Annotated in this window: 14 protein-coding genes; 8 read left to right on the top strand and 6 right to left on the bottom strand. The window is 74.1% G+C overall.

Annotation, left to right across the window (positions count from 1 at the left end; all coding sequences use genetic code 11):
• Positions 1–62: 62 nt before the first annotated feature.
• Complete coding sequence (locus tag WME96_RS40620; RefSeq protein ID WP_437286928.1) at positions 63–1,199, bottom strand: tetratricopeptide repeat protein; 1,137 nt, start codon at positions 1,197–1,199, stop codon at positions 63–65.
• A 379-nt stretch (positions 1,200–1,578) separates the two neighbouring features.
• The gene (gene recD2 / locus WME96_RS40615) at positions 1,579–4,020 is read right to left on the bottom strand and encodes an SF1B family DNA helicase RecD2 (protein ID WP_437286927.1); all 2,442 of its coding nucleotides are present in this window, start codon (positions 4,018–4,020) and stop codon (positions 1,579–1,581) included.
• 73 nt (positions 4,021–4,093) lie between these two features.
• Here recD2 and mutM point away from each other — a divergent pair, with 73 nt between their 5' ends.
• Both mutM and WME96_RS40605 read left to right on the top strand, forming a co-directional pair.
• Entirely contained in the window at positions 4,094–4,948 is an 855-nt protein-coding gene (mutM, locus tag WME96_RS40610) for a bifunctional DNA-formamidopyrimidine glycosylase/DNA-(apurinic or apyrimidinic site) lyase (RefSeq protein ID WP_437286926.1), read from the top strand.
• Positions 4,949–5,029: 81 nt separating this feature from the next.
• Positions 5,030–6,277: a LysM peptidoglycan-binding domain-containing protein gene (locus tag WME96_RS40605; protein ID WP_437286925.1), complete on the top strand. Its 1,248-nt coding sequence runs from the start codon at positions 5,030–5,032 to the stop codon at positions 6,275–6,277.
• Between the two features lie 16 nt (positions 6,278–6,293).
• Here WME96_RS40605 and WME96_RS40600 read toward each other — a convergent pair whose 3' ends face one another.
• The 3 genes from WME96_RS40600 to WME96_RS40590 all read right to left on the bottom strand — a co-directional run bounded on the left by WME96_RS40600 (position 6,294) and on the right by WME96_RS40590 (position 9,758).
• A complete protein-coding gene (locus WME96_RS40600) occupies positions 6,294–6,926 on the bottom strand; it encodes an AMIN-like domain-containing (lipo)protein (RefSeq protein ID WP_437286924.1) in 633 nt (210 codons plus the stop codon).
• Positions 6,927–7,021: 95 nt separating this feature from the next.
• Positions 7,022–7,552 (bottom strand): TlpA family protein disulfide reductase, encoded by a 531-nt coding sequence (locus WME96_RS40595; RefSeq protein WP_437286923.1) that lies wholly within the window; start codon positions 7,550–7,552, stop codon positions 7,022–7,024.
• 187 nt (positions 7,553–7,739) lie between these two features.
• On the bottom strand, positions 7,740–9,758 hold the full coding sequence (locus WME96_RS40590) for a TonB family protein (protein WP_437286922.1): 2,019 nt from the start codon (positions 9,756–9,758) through the stop codon (positions 7,740–7,742).
• A gap of 537 nt (positions 9,759–10,295) precedes the next feature.
• Here WME96_RS40590 and WME96_RS40585 point away from each other — a divergent pair.
• The gene (locus WME96_RS40585; RefSeq protein ID WP_437286921.1) at positions 10,296–11,888 is read left to right on the top strand and encodes an AgmX/PglI C-terminal domain-containing protein; all 1,593 of its coding nucleotides are present in this window, start codon (positions 10,296–10,298) and stop codon (positions 11,886–11,888) included.
• 1 nt (position 11,889) lies between these two features.
• On the opposite strand, the gene WME96_RS40580 is transcribed toward WME96_RS40585, so the two are convergent.
• On the bottom strand, positions 11,890–13,479 hold the full coding sequence (locus WME96_RS40580; protein ID WP_437286920.1) for an amino acid permease: 1,590 nt from the start codon (positions 13,477–13,479) through the stop codon (positions 11,890–11,892).
• Between the two features lie 390 nt (positions 13,480–13,869).
• Here WME96_RS40580 and WME96_RS40575 point away from each other — a divergent pair, with 390 nt between their 5' ends.
• The 5 genes from WME96_RS40575 to WME96_RS40555 all read left to right on the top strand — a co-directional run bounded on the left by WME96_RS40575 (position 13,870) and on the right by WME96_RS40555 (position 20,410).
• Positions 13,870–14,811 carry an alpha/beta hydrolase gene (locus WME96_RS40575; protein ID WP_437286919.1) on the top strand — a complete coding sequence of 314 codons (942 nt, stop codon included), beginning with the start codon at positions 13,870–13,872 and terminating at the stop codon, positions 14,809–14,811.
• Positions 14,812–14,880: 69 nt separating this feature from the next.
• Positions 14,881–17,817 (top strand): PEP/pyruvate-binding domain-containing protein, encoded by a 2,937-nt coding sequence (locus tag WME96_RS40570; RefSeq protein WP_437286918.1) that lies wholly within the window; start codon positions 14,881–14,883, stop codon positions 17,815–17,817.
• Between the two features lie 41 nt (positions 17,818–17,858).
• Complete coding sequence (locus WME96_RS40565; protein WP_437286917.1) at positions 17,859–18,791, top strand: RluA family pseudouridine synthase; 933 nt, start codon at positions 17,859–17,861, stop codon at positions 18,789–18,791.
• Positions 18,791–19,633, top strand: coding sequence for a hypothetical protein (locus tag WME96_RS40560; RefSeq protein WP_437286916.1), 843 nt, complete (start codon positions 18,791–18,793; stop codon positions 19,631–19,633). Before WME96_RS40565 ends, WME96_RS40560 begins: the two co-directional genes overlap by 1 nt.
• A 132-nt stretch (positions 19,634–19,765) precedes the next feature.
• Entirely contained in the window at positions 19,766–20,410 is a 645-nt protein-coding gene (locus WME96_RS40555) for a hypothetical protein (protein ID WP_437286915.1), read from the top strand.
• Positions 20,411–20,601 lie beyond the last annotated feature (191 nt).

Here is a 20,601-nt window from a genome sequence, read left to right as displayed (position 1 = left end):
AACGCCGCTGAGCCGCGGGGAGCGCCGTCTCGGGCGCTCCCCGCGCGGGTCTTGCGTGCTTGTCAGGCCTTGCGCTGCGCCGCCGGCTGGGCTGCCGCGGCGAGCTGCTGCTGCTGCTGCTGCAGGTACTGCGCGACGGCGCGCGAGCGCTCGATGGCGAACTGCTTGACCTCCTTGTTCGGAGATCCGGCGAGCGCGTTCAGCAGCTTGGTCACCTTCTCGAGCTGGCGGGACTGGAAGAGCGCCTCGAAGTAGTTGTTGGCCAGGCGCACGTCGCGGCTCATCTTCGCCTCGTGCGGCTGGAGCAGGCGGACCACCGCCTCGAGGTCGTTCTTCTGCCCGTACAGCGCCGACAGGCAGAGCAGCGCCAGCGGGTCGTCCGGGTTCAGCGCGACCGCCTTCTTGGCGTACTCGACGGCCTTGTCCCGCGTCTCCTCGTTGCTCGCGTAGAAGCCCTGGATCGCGATGTACGGCGCGGCGGTCTTCTTGTCCGCCGAGATCTTCTCCATCTCGGCCACCGCGCTCTCCTCGTCCCCGCGCTGCTTCAGGTACTGGAAGAGGTAGGCCCACGCGTCGATACACCCGGCGTCGATCGCGATCGCCTTCTCGATGTACTCGCGCTCCTTCGCGTCCTCCTTGCGCGCCTGGTAGAGCTTCGCGAGGTGCAGCGAGGGGTAGGGGTTGTCCTTCAGCAGGTTCTGCGCCCCCTTGAGCGTCCCCTCGGCCTTGTCGTGCTTGTCCTGCGAGAGCTGCGCGATGCCGAGCGCGAGCCAGTCGTCGCCCGTACCGCCCTTCGCCACCACCTTCGAGAGCACCTGCTCGGCGCGCTGCAGCCGGTTGTGCTTGAGGAGCTCCTGCGCGTAGATGCGCCCGCGGTTCAGATCGTCAGGCTGCTCGGTCCAGTGCTTCTCGAGTCCGGCGAGGAGGTCTTCCAGACCGATCGCGATGGGGCGCCCCTGGTCGTCCTGCACCTGCACCGCCGGCCCGTTGAAGCCGAGGAGCTGCCACATCTGATCGAGGGTCACCGCCGCGGGGCCCTGCTCGAGGAGGCCCTTCAGCTCATCGGTCGGCTTGTTCATCGGGATGACGATGAGCGCGTTCCCCGGCACGCCGTTCGGAAACGCGCTCACGGGCGCGACGATCGCCGCCCCCCCGCTGATGTTGAGCCCAGCCGCCTGCTGCTGTCCGTTGGTCGTCATCGTCGATGCTCCGAGATCTCTCCCCCACGCGCGCCGAGGGGCAGGAATCGCCCAGCCTCGCCCCGGTACCCTGCGCGCTGAAGTGATGGGGGTCGTAGTTCGTGTAGAGGGGGCGCGAACGCTAGCAGGGAGGACCGAGCCGGGCAACGGGGGAGCTCCGAGCGCGCGGGCCCTGGCCGCGGCGGCTCCGCCGCGGCTTCCGCCCGTGATTCCGCTCGTGAATCTCGCCGCGCCCCCCGCGCTCCAGGCCAGCCGCGCTGGGCCCTGCTGCGCCGTCGCCCTGGCCGTATCGCGCGTCTCGCGCTCGCTCGAGTGATCGTTGTCGTGGTCGCTGTCGCCGTCACGGACGCTCATGTCGCTCGCCCTCTCGGCCGACGTCCTAGTCGAGTCGCGGCCCGGCGGCGAGAGCCGGCTTGGGCTCGAGCGCCGGCCCGGAGCGCGCCGGCGCCGCGCTGCGCAACCGCTCCGCGAGGTGGGTGCGGCGCTCCTCCTTGCGCGTCTCCGCCAGCGCCAGCGACACGGCCCGCGGATCGGCGACGAGCACCACGAGCCGCTTGCCGCGGGTCACCGCCGTGTAGATGAGGTTCCGCGACAGCATGACGAAATGCTGGGTGAGGATCGGCACGATCACCGCCGGATACTCGCTCCCCTGGCTCTTGTGGATGCTCGTCGCGTAAGCGAGCGTCAGCTCGTCGATCTCCCCCTCTTCGTAGTCGACCTCGCGATCGTCGAAGCGGACCTGGAGCTTCCGCTCCTCGGCGTTCACGTCCGTGATGAACCCGACGTCGCCGTTGTAGACCTCGCGGTCGTAGTCGTTGCGGAGCTGCATCACCTTGTCGCCGAGCCGCAGCGTGCGCGCGCCGCGCGTGACGCTCGGGCCTTCGGGGTTCAGCGCCGCCTGGAGCCGCGCGTTCAGGGCGATCGCGCCGGCCTCGCCCTTGTGCATCGGCGTGAGGACCTGCACGTCCCGCCGCGGATCCAGCCCGAACCCCTTGGCGATGCGCTCCGTGACGAGGTGCAGGATCAGCTCCGCCGCCGCCTCGGCCTCGGTCCGCTCGATCACGTAGAACTCGCCGCCGGGGCCGCGCGCGCCCTCCGGCGGCTCGCCGTCGTGGATGCGGTGCGCGTTGCGGACGATGAGGCTGCCCTCGGCCTGCCGGAAGATCTGCGTGAGGCGCACCGTGGGCACCTCGCCGGAGGCGATCACGTCCCGCAGCACCGCGCCGGGGCCGACCGACGGGAGCTGGTCGACGTCGCCCACGAGGACGAGCCGCGCCGCGTCCGACGTGGCCTGCAGCAGCGCGTCGGCGAGCGCCAGGTCGAGCATCGACGCCTCGTCGACCACGATCGCCGCCGCCTCGATCGGCCGGCCCCGCTGGCGCCCGAACTTGCGCTGCTTCGGGTCGAACTCCAGCAGCCGGTGGAGGGTGACGGCCTCGCGCCCGGTCGCCTCGCTCATCCGCTTGGCCGCGCGCCCCGTCGGCGCGGCGAGCCGCACCGGGAGCCGGGCGCGATCGAACAGCGCCAGGATCGCCCGGACGATCGTCGTCTTGCCGACGCCCGGACCGCCGGTGATGACCAGCACCTTGTTCCGCGCGGCCTGCTCCACCGCGGCGCGCTGCGCGGCCGCCAGCGAGACCTTCGTCTTCTCCTCGAACGCGGCGATGGCCGCGTCGACGCCCTCCGCGAGGCGCGCGTCGCTCGCCGCGTCGTCCTCGTCGCCCCCCAGCAGGGAGCGCATCCGGCGCGCGAGCCGCACCTCGGCCTCGTAGAGGTCCTTCGGGTAGACGGCGACCTCGCCGGTCGACAGCGCCTCGACGCGGACGTGGCCGCTCGCCACGAGCGCGTCGATCGCGCTGTCGACCTCGGCGGCGTCGCGCTCGAGCATCGTCGCGGCGAGCTCCGCGAGCTCCGGCCGCTCCGCGAGCGTGTGCCCGCGCGTCGACAGGTCGACCAGCGTCTGCAGCACGCCCGCCTGCGCCCGCTCCGGCGAGTCGGCCCGGACGCCGATCGAGCGCGCGATCCGATCGGCGGTCTTGAAGCCGATGCCCCACACGTCGAGCGCGAGCCGGTACGGGGAGCGGGAGACGATGTCGATCGCGTGAGGGCCGAACCGCTTGTAGATGCGGCTCGCCAGCGCCGGGGACGCGCCGTGCGCCTGGAGGAAGATCATGATGGCCCCGATCGCCCGCTGCGCCGCCCACGCCTTCGCGACGGCCTGCGCCCGCCGCTGGCCGAGCCCGGGGACCTCGGCGAGCCGCTCCGGCGACCGGTCGAGGATCTCGAGCGTCTCGGCGCCGAACGCCTCGACGATCCGCTTCGCGTACGCGGGGCCGATGCCCTGCACCATGCCGGAGCCGAGGTAGCGCTCGAGCCCGTCCAGCGTGGCGGGGGCGATCGGCAGCAGGGTCTCGACCTTGAGCTGCTCGCCGTGCTTCGGATCGCGCTGGTAGCGCCCCGTCGCGCGCACGCGCGTGCCCGGGCCGACCTGCGGGAACACCCCGACCCAGACCTCCGGCGCGGCGCCCGGGGTGACCTCCACCCGCAGCACCCGGAAGCCGCTCGACTCGCTCTCGTAGGTGACGCGGACGACCTCTCCCTCGACCGTCGCGGACCCGTCGCCCGCCACCTCCCTGGCCGAGAAGAGCTTCTGCTGGCCCCCGCCGCCTGGCTGCCGCTCGCCGGCCCCGGCCGGTCGCTCGCCGCGCTCGTGCGGGCGCGGCGCGCCGTCGGGCGCCGCGGGCGGCCCCGGCCGGCGCGCCGCCGCGGCCGCCCCCTGGGCTGCCGGATCGGGGCGGCCGCTCCGCTGGGACCCTTGCACGAGGGCAGCATGTAGCCGCCGCCCAGCCGGCGGCAACGCCCTCGTGCGCCGCGGCGCGTGATAGTCCTCGCGGGTGCCGGAGCTCCCGGAGGTCGAGCACGCCGCCGTCTCGCTGCGCCGCTTCCTCGCGGGCGACCGCATCGCGTCCGCCGAGGGCGATCCGACCCGCGTGTTCCGCCGATCGAGCCGCGACGCTTTCGAGCGCGAGCTCCCGGGCCGCGCGCTCGAGCGCGTCACGCGCTTCGGCAAGTACCTCGTGCTCGAGCTCGACGGGGGCGTGGTGCTGCTCAGCCACCTCGGGATGTCGGGCAAGTGGGTGCGCCGCGCGCCGGGAGAGCCCGCGCCGGGGCACAGCCGCGCACGGCTGCGGCTCACCTCGGGGAGCGTGCTCCACTACAACGACCCGCGGCTCCTCGGCCGGCTCGCCGTCCTGCGCGGCGTCTCGCCGCGCGAGATCCCCGAGATCGCCGCGCTCGGCGCCGATCCGCTGCGCGACGGGATCGACGTGGACGCCCTGCTGGAGCGCGCCAGGGCGAGCGCGCGCGCCGTGAAGGTGATCCTGATGGACCAGGCGGTGATCGCCGGCCTCGGCAACATCCAGGCGACCGAGGCGCTCTTCCGCGCTGGCGTGCACCCGGCGCGGCCGGGCCGCTCCCTGTCGCGCGAGGAAGTGGCCGCCATCGCCGCCGGCATCGAGGCCTCGCTCGCGCACACGATCACGGCGATCGGCGCCGGGGAGATCGCGTACCTGTCCGAGTCCGGCGCGGCGCCGAACCCGTTCCAGGTCTACGCGCGCGCCGGCGAGCCGTGCCCTCGCTGCGGCGCGGCGCTGGAGACGCGCGCGATCGGCGGGCGCTCCAGCGCCTTCTGCGCCCGGTGCCAGCCCGAGCGCAGCCGCGCGCGGCCGCGCAAGACGCCCGGGCGCTGAACACGCGTCGCGTGAAGGGCGCTGTGCGACCGCCGGGCCGCGGTTGGCGTGTCTTCCTCGTGCCGGTATAGTGGCGCCGCGATGGGCCGCAGCACCTTGGTTTCCGTCCTCTGCGCCCTCGGCATCGCGGGCTGCGCCGGGAGATCGCCGGAGGCGGCGCGGTCGAAGGACAGCCTGCAGCGCGTCGTCGCCGCCGCCTCGGCGGAGCACGGCGCGGGCACGCAGGGGGCCGCGCCCGGGACAGCGGCGGACCACGCCGCGCTCGCGGCCGCCCACGACCACGACCACGACGACGAGGTGGACGAGGACGGCGGGGAGGTCGACGACGACCTCGAGCTGCCGGCGGAGCCGGGCACCGGCACGCCGGCGCGCTCGCCGCTCGCGGCCATGACCGACGCGCAGATCGAGGAGCTGCTGTCGAAGGACCCGGCGGCGCTCGGGCCGATGTCGGTGGGCGCCACCAACGCGGGCGCGCTGTTCAACGGCCTCCGGATGCCCGAGAGCGACAGGTGGGAGCTCGTCGATCCGGGCCACGCCTGGGGGACGCGCGAGACGGTCGACGCGCTCGATCGGGCGATCGCGGAGGTGCACCGGCAGTTCCCGGGGAGCCCGAAGCTCTACATCGGGCACATCAGCGCGCGGGACGGCGGCCGCCTCTCGCCGCACAAGAGCCACCAGGCCGGGCGCGACGTCGACATCAGCTACTTCCTCGACGCGCGGCACCGCTGGTACCAGCGGGCCACGGCGGCGAACCTCGACCGGGAGCGCACCTGGGCCTTCGTCCGGGCGCTGATCACCGAGACCGACGTGGAGCTCATCCTCATCGACACCAGCGTGCAGAAGCTGCTCAAGGAGCACGCGCTGAAGATCGGGGAAGACAGGGACTGGCTCGACGACGTCTTCCAGTTCGGGTCGAGGAAGCCGCGGCCGCTCATCCGTCACGCCCGGGGGCACGCGAACCACATCCACATCAGGTTCTACAGCCCGATCGCGCAGGAGTCGGCCGTGCGCGCGTACCCGATGCTCGTGAAGCGCGGGGCGATCAAGCCGACGGCGCAGTACGTGCGCCACACCGCGAAGAAGGGGCAGACCCTGGGCTCGCTGGCGCGGCGATACGGCACCACCGTGGAGGCGATCAAGCGGGCCAACGGCCTGCGATCCACGGCGATCCAGGCGAAGCGCGTCTACAACATCCCGCGGCCGTCCGGCGGCCCCGCCGCCCCGCCGAAGCACGTCACGGTGCCGCCGCGCCGGCTGCCGCCGCCGCGGGCGGCGGACGCGTCCACGCCGGCGCGCCACGACGAGCCCGGGCCCGCGCTGGGCGGCTGAGCCGGCGCGCGCGGCCTCAGTGCTTCACGTCGACGACGAGCCGCGCCGGCTTCGTCAGCTCGAGGACGCGGTACCGGTTCGGCGACGAGACCCCGAGCACCCAGGTCACCTCGGCCTCGAAGTCGCACGTGCGCTCGAGCTCCACGGCCACGCCGAGCGCGAGCTTCCGCTCGCGGAACGGGATCGTCGCCTTCCCCGCTTCCGTGTGCGCCGCGGCGGGGGTCATGCGCACGGCGAGCCACCCGTCGCCGGCGATCTCCGTGGCCTCGCCCGAGCCGCACTGCCGCACCGGCTTGTCGATGTAGTCGACGTGGTAGCCCGGCACCGTGTCCCCCTCGAACTCGAACACGACGCGGTCGTAGTGCTCGTGCCGGGCCGCGCGCACGTCGCGCAGGACCGCGACCTTCGCGCCGGCGCGCGGCTTGTCGGTGGCGCCCGCGGTGCCCTCGAACGTGTCCGTGCTCGTGGGGTCAGCCTCCTTCGGGGGCCGCGGCGTGGGCGGCTCGTCGTCCGCTGCCGGATCGGCGGGGGGGCGCGTGTCGATCGGCGTGACGTGCGGGATGGGCTGAGCAGGCTCGCTGCCGCCGCCGCGGCAACCCGCGGCGAGCGTCACGAGCGCGGCTGCGAGCAGCAGGTTCGCGGTCCTCATGGAGGTCCATCCATGGCTCCACCGCCGCCGCCCGTCCACCGCGACGCGGGCGGCGCGCTCGCGGTGAGCGGCGCGGGCGGCGCGCGCTCCGCGGATCACCGCGCCGCCGCGCGCGCCCGGGCCAGGATCGCCTCGAGCCGGGGGACGATCTCGTCGACAGCGCGGTCGCCCTTCACCGACCCCTCGACGCGGAGGGGCGTTCCCCGGCCGTCCGCGCCCGGCACGACGAAGAGCGGGATCATCTCGGACGCATAGCCAGCCTCGGCGAGCCGGTCGCGGTCGCGATCGAGGTCGAACTCGATCAGGCGCAGCGCCGGGAAGCTCGCGTCGAGCTGGCCCGCCTTCACGGCGTCGTGGAACCTCGTGCACGGCTCGCACCACGACGCGCCCACGTACACGACGAGCTCGCGCCCCTCCCGCCGGGCGCGGTCCCGCGCCTCCTGCACCAGCGCGGGGACCTCGCCGCCCTCCGGCGCCGGCACGACCTCGGCCCCGAGCGCAGCCGGGCGCGCGGCGCCGCTCCCTGCGCCCGGCTTGGACGCCTCTTCCCGCGAGCAGCCGAGGAGCGCCGCGAAACAGAGGATCAGCCCGGCTTGCGCCGCCCGGGTTCGGCCACGACCGCTCATATCGTCTTCCTCTCGGCCACCGTCATGCTCGCCCTGTGATGGAGAAGAATTTGAACCACAGAGGGCACAGAGGGCACAGAGGGAAGAGAGAGTTTTTTATTCTCTCTTCTCCCCTCTGTGCCCTCTGTGCCTCTGTGGTTCCTTTTCTCATGAACCAGAGATGAGCCCTGACGGCGTGGGACTGGCGTCAGGGCAGCACGAGCTTGATCGAGAACACGTAGTCGACGTCGACGGGCCGTCCCTGGTACGTGACCGGCCTGTAGCGGCTCGCCGCGAGCGCCGAGAGGACCGCGTCGTTCATGTGCGGGACACCCTTGACGATGCGGCAACCGGTGAGATTCCCGGCCGTCGTCACCACGCACCGCGCGAGGACCGTCCCCTCGACGCGGGCCTGCCGCGCTTCCCGCGTGTAGACCACCGCGGGCGCCTCGATCGGCACGGGGCGCGTCATCCCGTCCTGGAAGCGCAGGATCTCGGGGGCGGTCGTCCTCGGTGCCGGCGCGGCCGGCACTGCGGCGGGCACGGCCTCTGGAGCCGTCGGCAGGGCGGCCGCGCTGGGCTGGGCGGCGCCGGCCTCGGTCGCGGCGGGCTCGGCCGCGGCGCCCTCCTCGCGCAGCGCCTCCTCGTAGGGAGCCGCCTCCGGGAGCGCGCTCGCCGCGACCTGCGAGATCGGCGGCGGGGGCGGCGCCGGGGCCGCGGCCAGCGCCTCGAGATCGGCCGAGGCGGTCTCGTCCTCGGGGCGCACCACCAGCACGGCCGGCTTGTAACCGGGCCTGGTGAGCTGGAGTCGGTACTCGGCCCGGGTCCCGGCGCCCTCCAGGACGAGCCGGCACGGCGTCGCCAGGCACACCTCCGTCCCGCGGTCGGACACGCGGGCGCCGGGCGGAGCGCTCTCGATCCGCACGATCCTGAAGCCGGCCGCCGCGCTGGGCGCTCTGTCCGCCGAGACCTCGGCAGGGACGGCGATCGGCACGAGGACGGACTGGACTGCCGCCGGGGTGCTCGCGGCCTGCGGCCCGCGCGCGTGCCCGCCGATCGCCATCACGAGGCCGCCGCCGACGAGCGCCGCGATCGGCGCCACGAGATAGAGAGACAGCGGCCGGTGTCGGGGCGGCGCGACAGAGCCGCCGAACGTCGGGGAGACCTGGGGAGGAGACAGCGAGTCGAGCTGGATCGAGCGAGGCGACGCGCCCGAGTCGGCCGGGGGCGGCGAGACCTCCGAGATGAGCGGCCCCGAGCCCGACGGCGCGGACGGCAGCGCGCCGCCGGGCTGCGACACGGGCACGCGGTCCGGCGTCGAGGCCCGCGCGACGTCGACCGGCTCGCCCGCCGCGCCCTTCAGCGCGAGGAGGCACTCCTTCATCGACTGGAAGCGCCTGTCCGGGCTCTTCTCGAGACACCGCATCACGATCGCCTCCATCCCCGGCGACACGGGCGCACCGCCAGAGTCGCGCGCGAGCGGCGGCGGCGGCTCGCTGACGTGGGCCATCAGCGTCGCCGTCGGCACCTTCTTGTCGAACGGCGCTTTTCCGCAGAGCATCTCGTAGAGCAGCACGCCGAGCGAGTAGATGTCTGCGCGCGGCGAGAGCTCGTTGCCCAGCGCCTGCTCCGGCGCGGTGTACCGTGGAGAGCCGATGAACAGGCCCTTCTGCGTCAGATCGTCGAGCTGCCCCGAGACGTCCTTGACGAGGCCGAAGTCGAGCACCTTGACGAAATCCTTCTCGTCCCCCTGGTCGACGAGGAGCACATTGCTCGGCTTGAGGTCCCGGTGCACGAGCCCGAGCCCGTGCGCCTCCGCCAGCGCGCGGCAGATCTGCCGCGCGATCCGGCTCGCTCGCGCCTCGGGGAACGGGCCCTCGTCGTGGAGCACGCGGTGGAGCGTGCGCCCGGCGATGTACTCCATGGCGATGAAATAGATCCCGCGCGGATCGTCCTTGCCGTAATCGAAGACGGTGACCGAGTTCGGGTGGGTGAGCCTCGCCGCGGTCGCGGCCTCGCGCGAGAAGCGCCGGAAGAACTCCGGATCTTGCTCGCGCCGCTCATCCGGGACGAGGAGCTTGAGGGCGCAGATCCGACCGAGCGCGAACTGCTCTGCCCTGTAGACCTTGCCCATACCCCCGCGGGCGATGAGCGAGATGATCCGATATCGACCCGCGATCGTCGCGCCGATAAGCGGGTCTTGACCGCTGCTCCTGGCCGCACCCATGGCGTTCATCATACGCACGATGGCGAGCGCCCGGCTACCCCAACGCCCGTGTCATTCTGGTTGCGTGAGCCCCGATCGTCCCTGCGGTTACGGGTCGACCGTCGGTATGTCGCGCCCGATACCATGGTGCGATGAAGGGGGGGGTCTGGTCGACGTCTCGGCCTGTGCGTGACGGTGAACCGGAGAGCACCGGAAGGTTGCGATCCGGTTTCGTGGCGACTCCGCGGCGCGCCGCCGCCGGGGCGCGCGGACCGCGCGGTATGGATTTTATTCAACGGCCCGGGCGCGAGGTCGCCGCTGAAAATTGCGTTGCAGGTCCGGAACCTGGGGCAGGGGCCGCTGTCGATCTCGGGCGTGAACGCGGCGCTCCGCGGCGCACGCCGAGCGCGGTGAAGCTCGCCGCGCGCGCGCCGGGAGCGCCGCTCTGGCGGGCTCTCGCGGGCTCGCTCCATTCAGACCGCTCGCTGCGCGGCTCACGCCGCGCGCGCGGGCAGGAAAGGGCTGTCTCCGATGGACACGTTCAAGGTGGCTCCGAGCATGGCATCGTCGAACCCGTTTCTTGGTAATCTGCCCTTCAGCCCGGCTCCGGCCTGCGATGCCGAGGTGCCCGCGGACGCGCCGGAGGGCTCGTATACCTACGCGCTGGTCAAGAGCGCGCCCGAGGTGCCCGCGGACGAGTGCGAGACCGAGGCGCTGTCCGTCGAGGTGGTCATCCGGTGGGGGGACAGCCTGCTTCACATGGCGCACCTGACGCCGCCGCGCGCCTTTCACGTCGGGGAGCAGGACGGCGCCGAGGGCGGGTGCGACTTCTTCGTACCCGCGGCGCGGCTCGGCGCGGTGAGGGCGCCGCTCGTGCTCGTCGGAGACGGCGGCGAGGTGAGCGCCGTGATCCCGCCGGGCGCCACGGGTATGGTCGAGCTCGGGAGCTGCAAGATGACGGTCGCGCAGGCGATCGCGTCGGGCCGCGCCGTGCCGTGCGCGGCGCTCGACGGCGCGCGGCAGATCGCGCTGCCGCTCGGCGGCCGGGCGAAGCTCGATCTCGGCGACTTCGGGGTCGAGGTCGCGGTGGGCAGGGCGGGCCGCCGCGTGGCGGGCAAGGTGAGCCTCGACCGCCGGAGCCTGCCGTTCACCGCGCTCTCGACGCTGGTCCACGTCGGCCTGCTCTCGGCCATGGCCGCGTTCATGCCGCCGCTGGCCATGGCCGACGACGGCGGCGTCAGCGCGGAGCAGGCGTACCTCCTGGCGCAGGCGCTCGCGGCGACCGCCGAGCGGGAGCTGCCCGAGGCGGACCAGAGCGCGGAGGCGAGCCGCCCGAACGAGACGGAAGGCGGCACGGGCGCGGCCGCGATCGGCGAGTCGGGCAAGGCCGGGAGCGCGACGAGCCGGAAGACGAACGGGCGCTTCGACATCGAGGGGCCGAAGGACAACCTCGACGTGCGGATCTCGCGGGCGCAGGCGCTCGACGACGCGGCGCGCTTCGGCATGATCGGCGTGCTCCAGGCGGGCGTCGGCGGCGATCCGAACGCGCTCTCGGCGCCCTGGGGCGGCGTGGACACGCTCGGGAACGGCGCGCGGAGCGTGATCGCCAACATGTGGGGCGAGACGATCGACGAGTCGGGCGGCGTGGGCAGTCTCGGGCTCCTCGGCGTCGGCGAGGGCGGCGGCGGGCGCTTCACCGGCATCGGGATGGGGCCCCTCGGCACCATCGGTCACGGCAACGGGCTCGGCGACGGGCAGGGCTTCGGCCCTGGCCACGGCGCGTCGCGCTTCGCCGGCGCCCGCGGCCACAAGCCGGACGCGCCGCGCATGCGGGTCGGGTCGCCCTCGGTGTCGGGCCGGATCCCGCCCGAGGTCATCCAGCGGATCGTGCGGCAGAACTTCGGCCGGTTCCGGCTCTGCTACGAGAACGGGCTGCGCAACAGCCCGAACCTGACCGGGCGCGTGTCGGTCGGCTTCACGATCGGCCGCGACGGCGCGGTCTCCAGCGTGCAGAACGGCGGCTCCGATCTGCCGGACGCCGGCGTGGTCGCCTGCGTGGTGCGGTCGTTCTACGGGCTGTCGTTCCCGCCGCCGGACGCCGGCATCGTGACCGTGACCTATCCCCTCCTCTTCAGCCCCTCCGGCGGCTGACTCACCCCCTGACCTGGCCGACGGCCCGCTCGGCCTCCGCGATCTCCCGCGCTCGCTGCTGGATCATCACCCCTTGCGGCGGGCCCTGGAAGCGGCGGCGCTCCAGCGCGAACCACACGATGGCCGTCAGCGCGAACACGATGAGCATGATGACAAGGGCCTTGTCGTTCGGCGGCTGGACGCTCACCACGATCAGCATCAGGCACGCGAGGACGCTGATGATCGCGAGCGGCCGGTAGAGGGGGCCGAGGTCCCACGGCCCCATCGTCACCCAGGTGCGGCCATACGCGCGCACGCCCATGATCGTGGGCATGACATAGGAGATGTAGAGGAAGATCACGCAGACGGCCGTGATCGTCGAGTAGACGGGCGTGTACACCGTGAAGGCGATCGTCAACCCGCTGACGACCCAGATGGCGGTCGCCGGGGTGCGGAATCTCGGGCTCACCTTGCGGAGCTGCTCCGAGAGCGGGAGGCCCCCGTCGCGGGCGAACGCGAAGGTCATGCGCGAGGCGGACGTCACCGTCGCCAGCCCGCAGAGGTACTGGGCGATCGAGATGCCGGCGTAGAGCGCGATCCGGAGCCTCTCCGGGATGACGCTCTCCATGATCCAGAAAAAGACGCCGCCGCCCTTCGACGCGGCCGCGTCCATGTCCGGGATCGCGAGCACGATCGCGCTCAGCATGAGCCACCCGAAGACGCCGGAGACGAGCACCGCCCGGACGATGCCCCGCGGGACCGTCTGCGCCGCGCCGATCGTTTCCTCCGACGTGTGCGCCGACGCGTCGTAGCCGGTGATCGTGTACGCGGGCAGGAGGAAGCTCAGGAGGAACAACATCGTCATGCTGTCCGTCTTCGGCCACACGTCGCCGCCCTTCGGACCGCTGTAGTTCGTGAACGTGACGAGCCGCCCGAGATCGATGTGGGGCGCGTGGAAGAGCATGGCGAGGGTGAGGACCACCGAGACGACGAGGATGAGGTATCCGCTGAAGTCGGTGAGCAGGGTGGTGACGCGGATCCCGAGGTGGTTGAAGAGCGCCTGTGTCCCGGTGATGAGCGTGACCCCGACGATCTGCGTCAAGAGGGCCTGATCCGGCGCCATGGTCGCGATGTCGACGCCGAACAGCGGGCCGAGCGAGCTCATGATGAACAGGTAGGCGCCGACGTTGATGGCCGCGAGGACGGTGACGAGGCCGATCAGGTTGAACCACGCGGTGGCCCAGCCGAAGCCCCGGCCGCCGAGGATCGAGGCCCAGTGGTACAGGCCGCCCGCGGTCGGGAACGCGGACGCGACCTGGCCCATCGTGAGCGCGGTGCAGAGCGAGAGCGCGCTGCAGACCGGCCAGCCGATGCCGATCCCGGCCCCGCCGATGCTGCAAAGGCCCATCTGGAACGAGGTGATGCCGCCCGCGATGATGCAGATGATCGAGAACGAGATCGCGAAATTGGAGAATCCCCCCATCCGGCGCAGGAGCTCCTGCGCGTACCCCATGCTGTGGAGCGTCTTCACGTCCTCGGCGATCACGCCCTCCACGCTGCGCGGCCGGTCGCCGGCGAGCGGCCCGACGTCCCCCTTCGTCTCACGGCTCATGAGCGGTCCCTTTCCTCACGGTTCTGGAGCTCGGGACCGACGGAGCCCGCGAGGCCCGTCAGGATCGGCGCCGTCGCCGATGAGCGCCCCTCCCGGGGATCTCGCCCGCGCAACGCGAGCCTACATGGGGGCACGTGGCACTGCATAGGGCGACAGGACGAAGGATCTGGACCGCCTGGGACGCCAAGAGGGAGAGAAGATCTCGTCTCGCTCGTCTCTCATGGTGCTCCTCGCGTCTTGGCGGTTGTCCTCATGATCAGCCCGCTGCGCTCTGGCTCGCCGCGCGCACGGCGGCGTGGACGGCTGTCGAAACCTGCCTGTCGCGCGCCCGATACAGGGCCAGCCCGCGCGCGCCGGCGCCGGCACCCCGCGCTGCTACCCTCGCCGCCGATGGCCGCCACGAAGCTCCCCCCGCTCTCGCGAAGGCGCGCGCTCCTCGGCCTCGCCGCGCTCGCTTCGACCTCGTGCCGGCGCAGCAGCTCGCCGCCGGAGCCGGCCCCGGCGCCCGCGTCGTCCGGAGAGGCCCCTTCGGGCTGGAAGGACCTCGCGTTCGAGCCGGCCGCCGGCGACGAGGGCCCGCAGCGCGCGCTGCTCCTCGCGCCCGGCGGCGCGGCGGCGCTGCCGCTGCTCGTCGCCCTGCACGGGCGCGGCGAGGCGGTGCGCGGCGTCGAGGTCGGCGCGCGCGGGTGGCGCGATGACTACGGCCTCGACGCGACGCTCGAGCGGCTCCGCTCTCCGCCGCTCGAGCCGGAAGATCTCGGGCACATGGCGACGCGCGAGCGGCTCGCGCAGCTCAACGCCTCGCTCGGCGCCCACCCCTACCGCGGGATGTCGATCGCGACGCCGTTCACGCCCGACCTCCGCGATCGCGCTGTCGAGGGGGCGGCGGGGTTCGGGCGGTTCATCGTCGAGCGGCTCCTGCCGCGGGCGCGCGCCGAGAGCGGCTGCCAGGCCGCCCGGGAGGCGACCGGCATCGACGGCGTGAGCCTCGGCGGCCGCCTCGCGCTGCTCGTCGGCCTGTCGCACCCCGACGTCTTCGGCGCGGTCGGCGCCCTGCAGCCCGCGGTGCGGGCGGGCGAGGCGGAGATGTTCTCGACGCTCGCGCGACGGGCCATGGAGCGCCGCAAGGTCGCGCTGCGGCTCGTGTCGAGCGAGGCCGACCCCTTCCTGCCCGCCATCCAGGCGATCAGCGATCGGCTGCGCCAGGACGGCGTCGCCCACGAGCTGCTCATTGTGCCCGGACCGCACGACTACGCCTGGAATCGCGGCCCCGGCGGCGTGGAAATGGTGCTCTGGCACGAGCGCGTCCTGCGCGGGTTGAGCCCGCCGTGACCGGGTCGGTCCTGGCGTCACAAGCCCCTGACCCAGGCCGCCGAACCGTGTTACTTCCTCGGCAACGACGTGGCCGACCCGACACGCATCGCCCGCGCCGACAGCGCGACCGACCCGCCCTCCGTGCGCGAGTGGCTGAAGCCGCTCGAGAGCGCCGGCCAGCGCCGCCACACGAGCGCGAAGCGCGTCGGCGGCAAGGCGGCGTCGCTCGGGCGCCTGCTCCGCGACGGCCTCCCGGTGCCGCGCGGCTGGGTCCTCGACGCGCGGTGTTTCACGGAGCTCATCGACCGGCAGCTCCCGCCGGGGCACGACCTCGCGACGCTGATCCGGCTCTCGGGCACGAAGGCGGGCGTCGACCGGGCCGCGCGGGCGCGCGACCGCATCCTGAGCGAGCCGCTGCCCGAGGCGCTCTCGACGGCGCTGCGGTCGCTCTGGCAGGCCGTCGAGCCCGACGCGCCCTGGGGGCTCGCCGTGCGATCGAGCGCCACGTGCGAGGACAGCGACGAGACGTCGATGGCGGGGCTCGCCACCACCGTGCTCGGCGCGCGCGGCGAGGCCGAGCTCGACGCGGCGATCCGGCAGGTCTGGGCGAGCGCCTTCCTGCCGCGCGCGCTCGCCTACCTCGCGCACGCGGGCGTCCGCGACGTCGCCATGGGGGTGGTCCTGCAGGTCATGGTGCGCGCCGAGGCCGCGGGCGTGCTCTTCACCGCGCCGCCGCCGGGGCTCGAGGGCGAGCACTGGCGCGCGGGCGAGCGGCTCGTGAACGTCACGCTCGGGCTCGGCGCCCCGGTCGTCGACGGCGCCGTGGCGGCCGACACCATCCGGATCGCGCGCGACGGCGGCCGGGTTGTCGCGTCGGCCGTGGCGCAGAAGCGGCGCGCGCTCGTCGTGGGCCCGGCGGGGATCGAGGAGGTCCCGGTGCCCGAGGAGCGCGCCGAGCGCCCGGCGCTCGACGAGGCCGCGCTGCAGCAGCTCGCCGAGCTCGCCGCGCGGCTCGAGCAGGGCGGCAAGGGCCCGTTCGACGTGGAGTTCGCGGTCGAGGGCGGCGACCCCGGCCGCCCGCCGGAGGCGCCCGAGCCGCCGGACGGCGCCGCGCCCGGCAGCGCGCCGCCGCCGGCCGAGCGGCGCGTCTGGCTGCTCCAGGTGCGTCCGGTGAGCGGCGGCGGCTTCCCCGAGGGGGGCGGCCCCGACACGATCTGGTCGCGCGCCAACGTGAGCGAGGCGCTGCCCGGGGCGGCGACGCCGCTCACCTGGTCGGTGGCCCGGGCGTTCTCCGATCGGGGCTTCCGCGAGGCGTTCGCCGCGCTCGGCTGCCGCGTCCCGCGCGGCGCGCGCCTCGTGACGAACGTCTACGGGCGCTTCTACCTGAACCTCACCGCCTTCATGCAGATCGCGGCGCAGGTCCCGGGGCTCTCGCCGCGGGCGCTGCTCGGCATGAGCGGCGGGGCGAGCGAGCAGCTCATCGCGCGGCTCGGCGAGCAGAGCGCGGGCGTCTCGCGTCGCCGCTTCTATGCGCGGCTGCCGCTCACCGGCCCGCGGCTCCTCCTCCGGCAGGCGCGGCTCGAGCGCGAGGTGGCGGCCTACGAGGGCGAGGCGCAGTGGGCGCAGCGCGCGCTCTCCGAGCTCGACATGACGCTGCTTCCGGACGACGCGATCGGCACGACGCTGCGGAGCGTCTTCCTGCTGCTCGAGCGGACCGGCACGCTGATGCTGCACTGCGCGTCGGCGTCGCTCGCGAGCCACCTCGCGCTCTGCAAGACGCTCGAGCGGGTCACGCGCCGCCGCGCGTCCGCGCGCTCGGCCTCCGGGGAGGCGCCGCTCGACGATCCGGCCGGCCGCGCGGAGACGAACATCGAGCACCTGGCGCAGGTGCTCGCGGGCGGCGTGCGCGAGCTCGACAGCGCGGGGCCTGGCATCGAGCTCGCCCGGGTGGCCGAGCTCGTCATGCTGGATCGGGTCGCGCGCGAGCGGCTCTTCGCCGGCGAGGTGAGGTGGCCGCGCGATCTGCCCGAGGGCCCGGCGCGCGACGCGCTCGCGCGCTTCCTCGACGCGTACGGCGATCGCGCCGTGCGCGAGGCGGAGCTCGCGACGCCGCGCTGGCGGGAGGATCCGACGCCGGTCATCGCGATGCTCACGGCGTCGCTGCGCGGCGCGCCCGGCGATCCGGAGCGCGCGCTGGCGCGTGCGCGCGCGCTCGCCGACCGGGAGATGGCGATGCTCGAGACGCGGCTGCCGCGGGTGGAGCTCGCGCTGCTCCGCGCGCTCGTCGGCCGCGCGCAGCGCTACGTGCGCCTGCGCGAGCGCATGCGCACGTGGGTGACGCGGGTGCTCGGCATGCTGCGGAAGGTCGCGCTCGACATCGACCGGCGGCTCCGGCGCATCGAGCCCTCGCTGCCGCCCGGGAGCGTCTTCTTCTGCACCTACGAGGAGCTCGTGACGGCGCTCTCCAGCGGCCGCGCCGACGTGGGCCACGTCGTCCGGCTGCGCCGCGCCGAGCACCTGCGCGACGCCGCGCGCCCCGATCCGCCGCCCACGTTCATCGGCCGGCCGCCGCCGGTCGTGCTGCCGCCGGCGTCCGGGTTCCGCCTCCTCGGGCTGCCCGCGAGCCCCGGGGTCGTCGAGGGTCGGGCGCGCGTGCTCGATCCTGGCACGTCGGCGCTCGACGCGGTCGAGCCGGGCGAGGTGCTCGTCGCGCGGACGACGGACATCGGCCTCTCGCCGCTGTTCCTGGTGGCCGCCGCGGTCGTGACCGAGCTCGGCGGCCCCATGTCGCACGCCTCGATCGTCGCGCGCGAGTACGGCATCCCTGCCGTGGTGAACGTCCCCGGCGTGACGCTGGCGATCAAGACGGGCGATCGGCTGCGGATCGACGGCGATCGCGGCGTGGTCGAGCGCCTGGACGAGCGCGCCGCGCCGCCGTCGCTGGGCGGCGCGCCGCCGTCGCTGGGCGGCGCGCCATCGTCGCAGGACGAGGGCGCGGCGCCGCTCGCCGCGCCGGCCGGATGACCGCGGCGCGCTGGCGCGTCGGGCCGGCGGATGGCCCCACGGTGGCCGACGTCCTCGAGCGCATGGGCGGGGCGTCGCGCGGGTTTGCGGGCGCGGCGGCGGAGGGGCGCGCCTTCCTGAACGCGCGGCGCGCGCGGCCTGACGACGCGGTGGCGGTCGGCGACGAGCTCGCCGTGTGGCCGGCGCGGCGCGACGCGCCGGGCGGGCCGCCGGTCGAGGTGCTGGCGCGCTGGGGGGAGATCCTTGTCGCGTCGAAGCCGGCGGCGCTGCCGACGACGCCGGAGCGCCGCGGCACGCGGTCGCTGGTCACGGAGGTCGCGGAGCTGCTCGGCCTGCGCGCGCCGCCGCACGCGGCCTCGCGGCTCGACGTCGGCGTGAGCGGCGCGGTGCTGTGCGCGACGGGCGCGCGGGGCCAGCGCCACCTCGCGGCGATGCGCGAGGCGGGGCGCGTCGCGCGGGTGTACGTCGGCGTCGCGGGGGGTCGCGTCGAGGGGGCGGGCACGTGGGACGCGCCCATCGGCGCGGCGAGGGCGCGGGGCGGGCGCAGCCTGCCGGCGGTGGGCGGCGCCGGGGCGCGGGACGCGGCGACGCGGTACCGGGCGGTCGCCTGGGCGGGCGGCGGATCGGCCGTGGCCACGCTGCTCCGTCTCGATCCGGTGACGGGCCGCATGCATCAGCTCCGGGTGCACGCCGCGCATGCGGGCGCGCCGCTCCTCGGCGATCGCGATCATGGCGGTGCGCGGTCCGTGACCACGGCGCGTGGCCGCGTGCTTCCGCTGCCGCGCATCGCGCTGCACGCCTTGCGCGTCACGGTGCCGGACGAGCGCGGCGACGAGCGCACGGCGCTGGCCCCTGTCCCTGACGAGCTGCGGGATCTCTGGACGGCGCTCGACGGCGACGGCTCCGCGTGGGAAGAGGTGCTGTCTGCGACGCCCGAGGCGGCTCTGCTGCTCGGGGTTCCTTCCGGTACCTGATGACCTCGCCTCGTCCTCTCGCCCGTGCTGCCCTGGCGACCCTCGCCGGCCTCGCGCTCGCCGCTGCTGGCGTGGTCGCGGTCGCCGAGCCTGGCGCTCCGCCGTCCCGCGCCGGGTATGCGCCGGACCCGGCGGTGCGTCCCAGCGACAGGCAGTGGGTCTTCGAGGTGCAGTACGCGAAGGGCAGGGGCTCGATCGCGGGGGTGCGCCCGGTGAAGCTCGACAAGGCTGTGTCGACGGCGCGCGTGATGGGCCGTTTCGCGATCGAGCTCTATGTCGGCCAGGAGCTGCTCGATCGGGTCCGTTTCGACGTGCCGTTGACGGGTGACGCGCCCGAGCGGCAGCCGGACATCCTGTTCCGCCGGCCGACGTTCGACGAGGGCGTGACGACGCGGCTGCGCGTGCAGATGGCGGACAACCCGCGCGCGAGCTGGGCCAAGCTGGTCGATCGGAAGACGGGCGCGGAGCAGCGTTTCCTGTGGCCTCCGGGGCCGGACGGCCGGCTTGTGTCGCTGGACGTGCAGGGCCCGGCGGCGCTCGATGGCGGCGTGTTGCCGGATGGTGGCAGGCTGCCGGTGGACGGCGGCGTGCCGGCGGACGGCGGCGTGCTGCCGGATGGGGGGAGGTCGCCGGTGGACGCGGGGCGTCCGGATGCGGGTTGGCCGCCGGTGGACGCGGGGCAGCCGGACGGGGGTTGGCCGCCGGTGGATGCGGGGCGGCCGGACGGGGGGTGGCCACCGGGGGACGCTGGGGTGCCCGATGCGGGCTGGCCGCCGGTGGATGCGGGGCGGCCGCCGGACGCCGGGGTGCCGCCGGACCCGTTCAGGCCGCGGCGAAAGTAGCTCGCCGCGCAGCGTGCCGCGCCGCGCCGGGGTCGACGGCCACGGCGACGGGGCCCGTCGGGGCTGCCTGGCGTTGTCGGCCTGTGCAGCAAGGTTTCCCCATCGAGGCGTGGCTGCGGTACCTTGGCGGGCATGCAGGATCGCTCGCTTGCTGTCATCGCCTCGTTCGCTTTTGCTGTCGCCGTTGCGGCGCCGGCCGCTGCCCAGCAGACGGCTACCGACTCCGCGGCGCCGCCTGCTGCTGCGGCCACGTCGCCGAAGGATCCTGAGGGGCGGAGCGGCATCAGCCCGTACACGGAGCAGATCCTGAAGGGTCAGGGGTCGTTCGTGGCGCGCGACATCCCCGGCGCGATCGCGGCTTTCCAGGAGGCGATCAAGCTGGATCCCACGAAGATGCTCGGCTTCTACCGTCTCGGCGAGGCGATGCTCGAGTCGGGCAACCAGGCGGAGGCCGAGGCGGCCTGGACGACGGCGCTCGGCAAGAAGGGCACGGACGCGCTGCACGCCAAGGTGCTCTTCTGCCTCGCGGATCTGCGCGAGCGTCAGAAGAACTGGCAGGGGGCGCGGGATGCGTGGGGTGCTTACGGCGCGTTCCTGACCAGCAACCCCAAGGCGGGCGGCTATCCGGCGACCGTGACGGAGCGTCAGAAGCAGATCGACCGGCGGGTGAAGGACGAGAAGGACTACGCCGCGGTCAAGGAGCGGATCGTCCAGCGCGAGGCCGAGCGTCAGAAAGAGGCCGAAGAGAACGCCAAGAAGGACAAGCTGAACCGTTAGCGCGTCCTCCTCGGCTGCGCGGAGCGCCTCCAGCGCGCACGCGAACGCTCCCGCTACCTTCCCGAAGCGCGCGTCGCCGACGCGAATGTCTCCGTCGCCGTCGCGAAGGCTTCCGATGCCTTCCCGAAGCGCGCGTCGCCGACGCGAATGTCTCCGTCGCCGTCGCGAAGGCTTCCGATGCCTTCCCGAAG

Source organism: Sorangium sp. So ce406 (genome assembly GCF_051474675.1).
Lineage (GTDB): Bacteria > Myxococcota_A > Polyangia > Polyangiales > Polyangiaceae > Sorangium > Sorangium cellulosum_G.
Note: the sequence above shows the minus strand (reverse complement) of the source record. Positions and strands in the feature narration are given on the sequence as shown.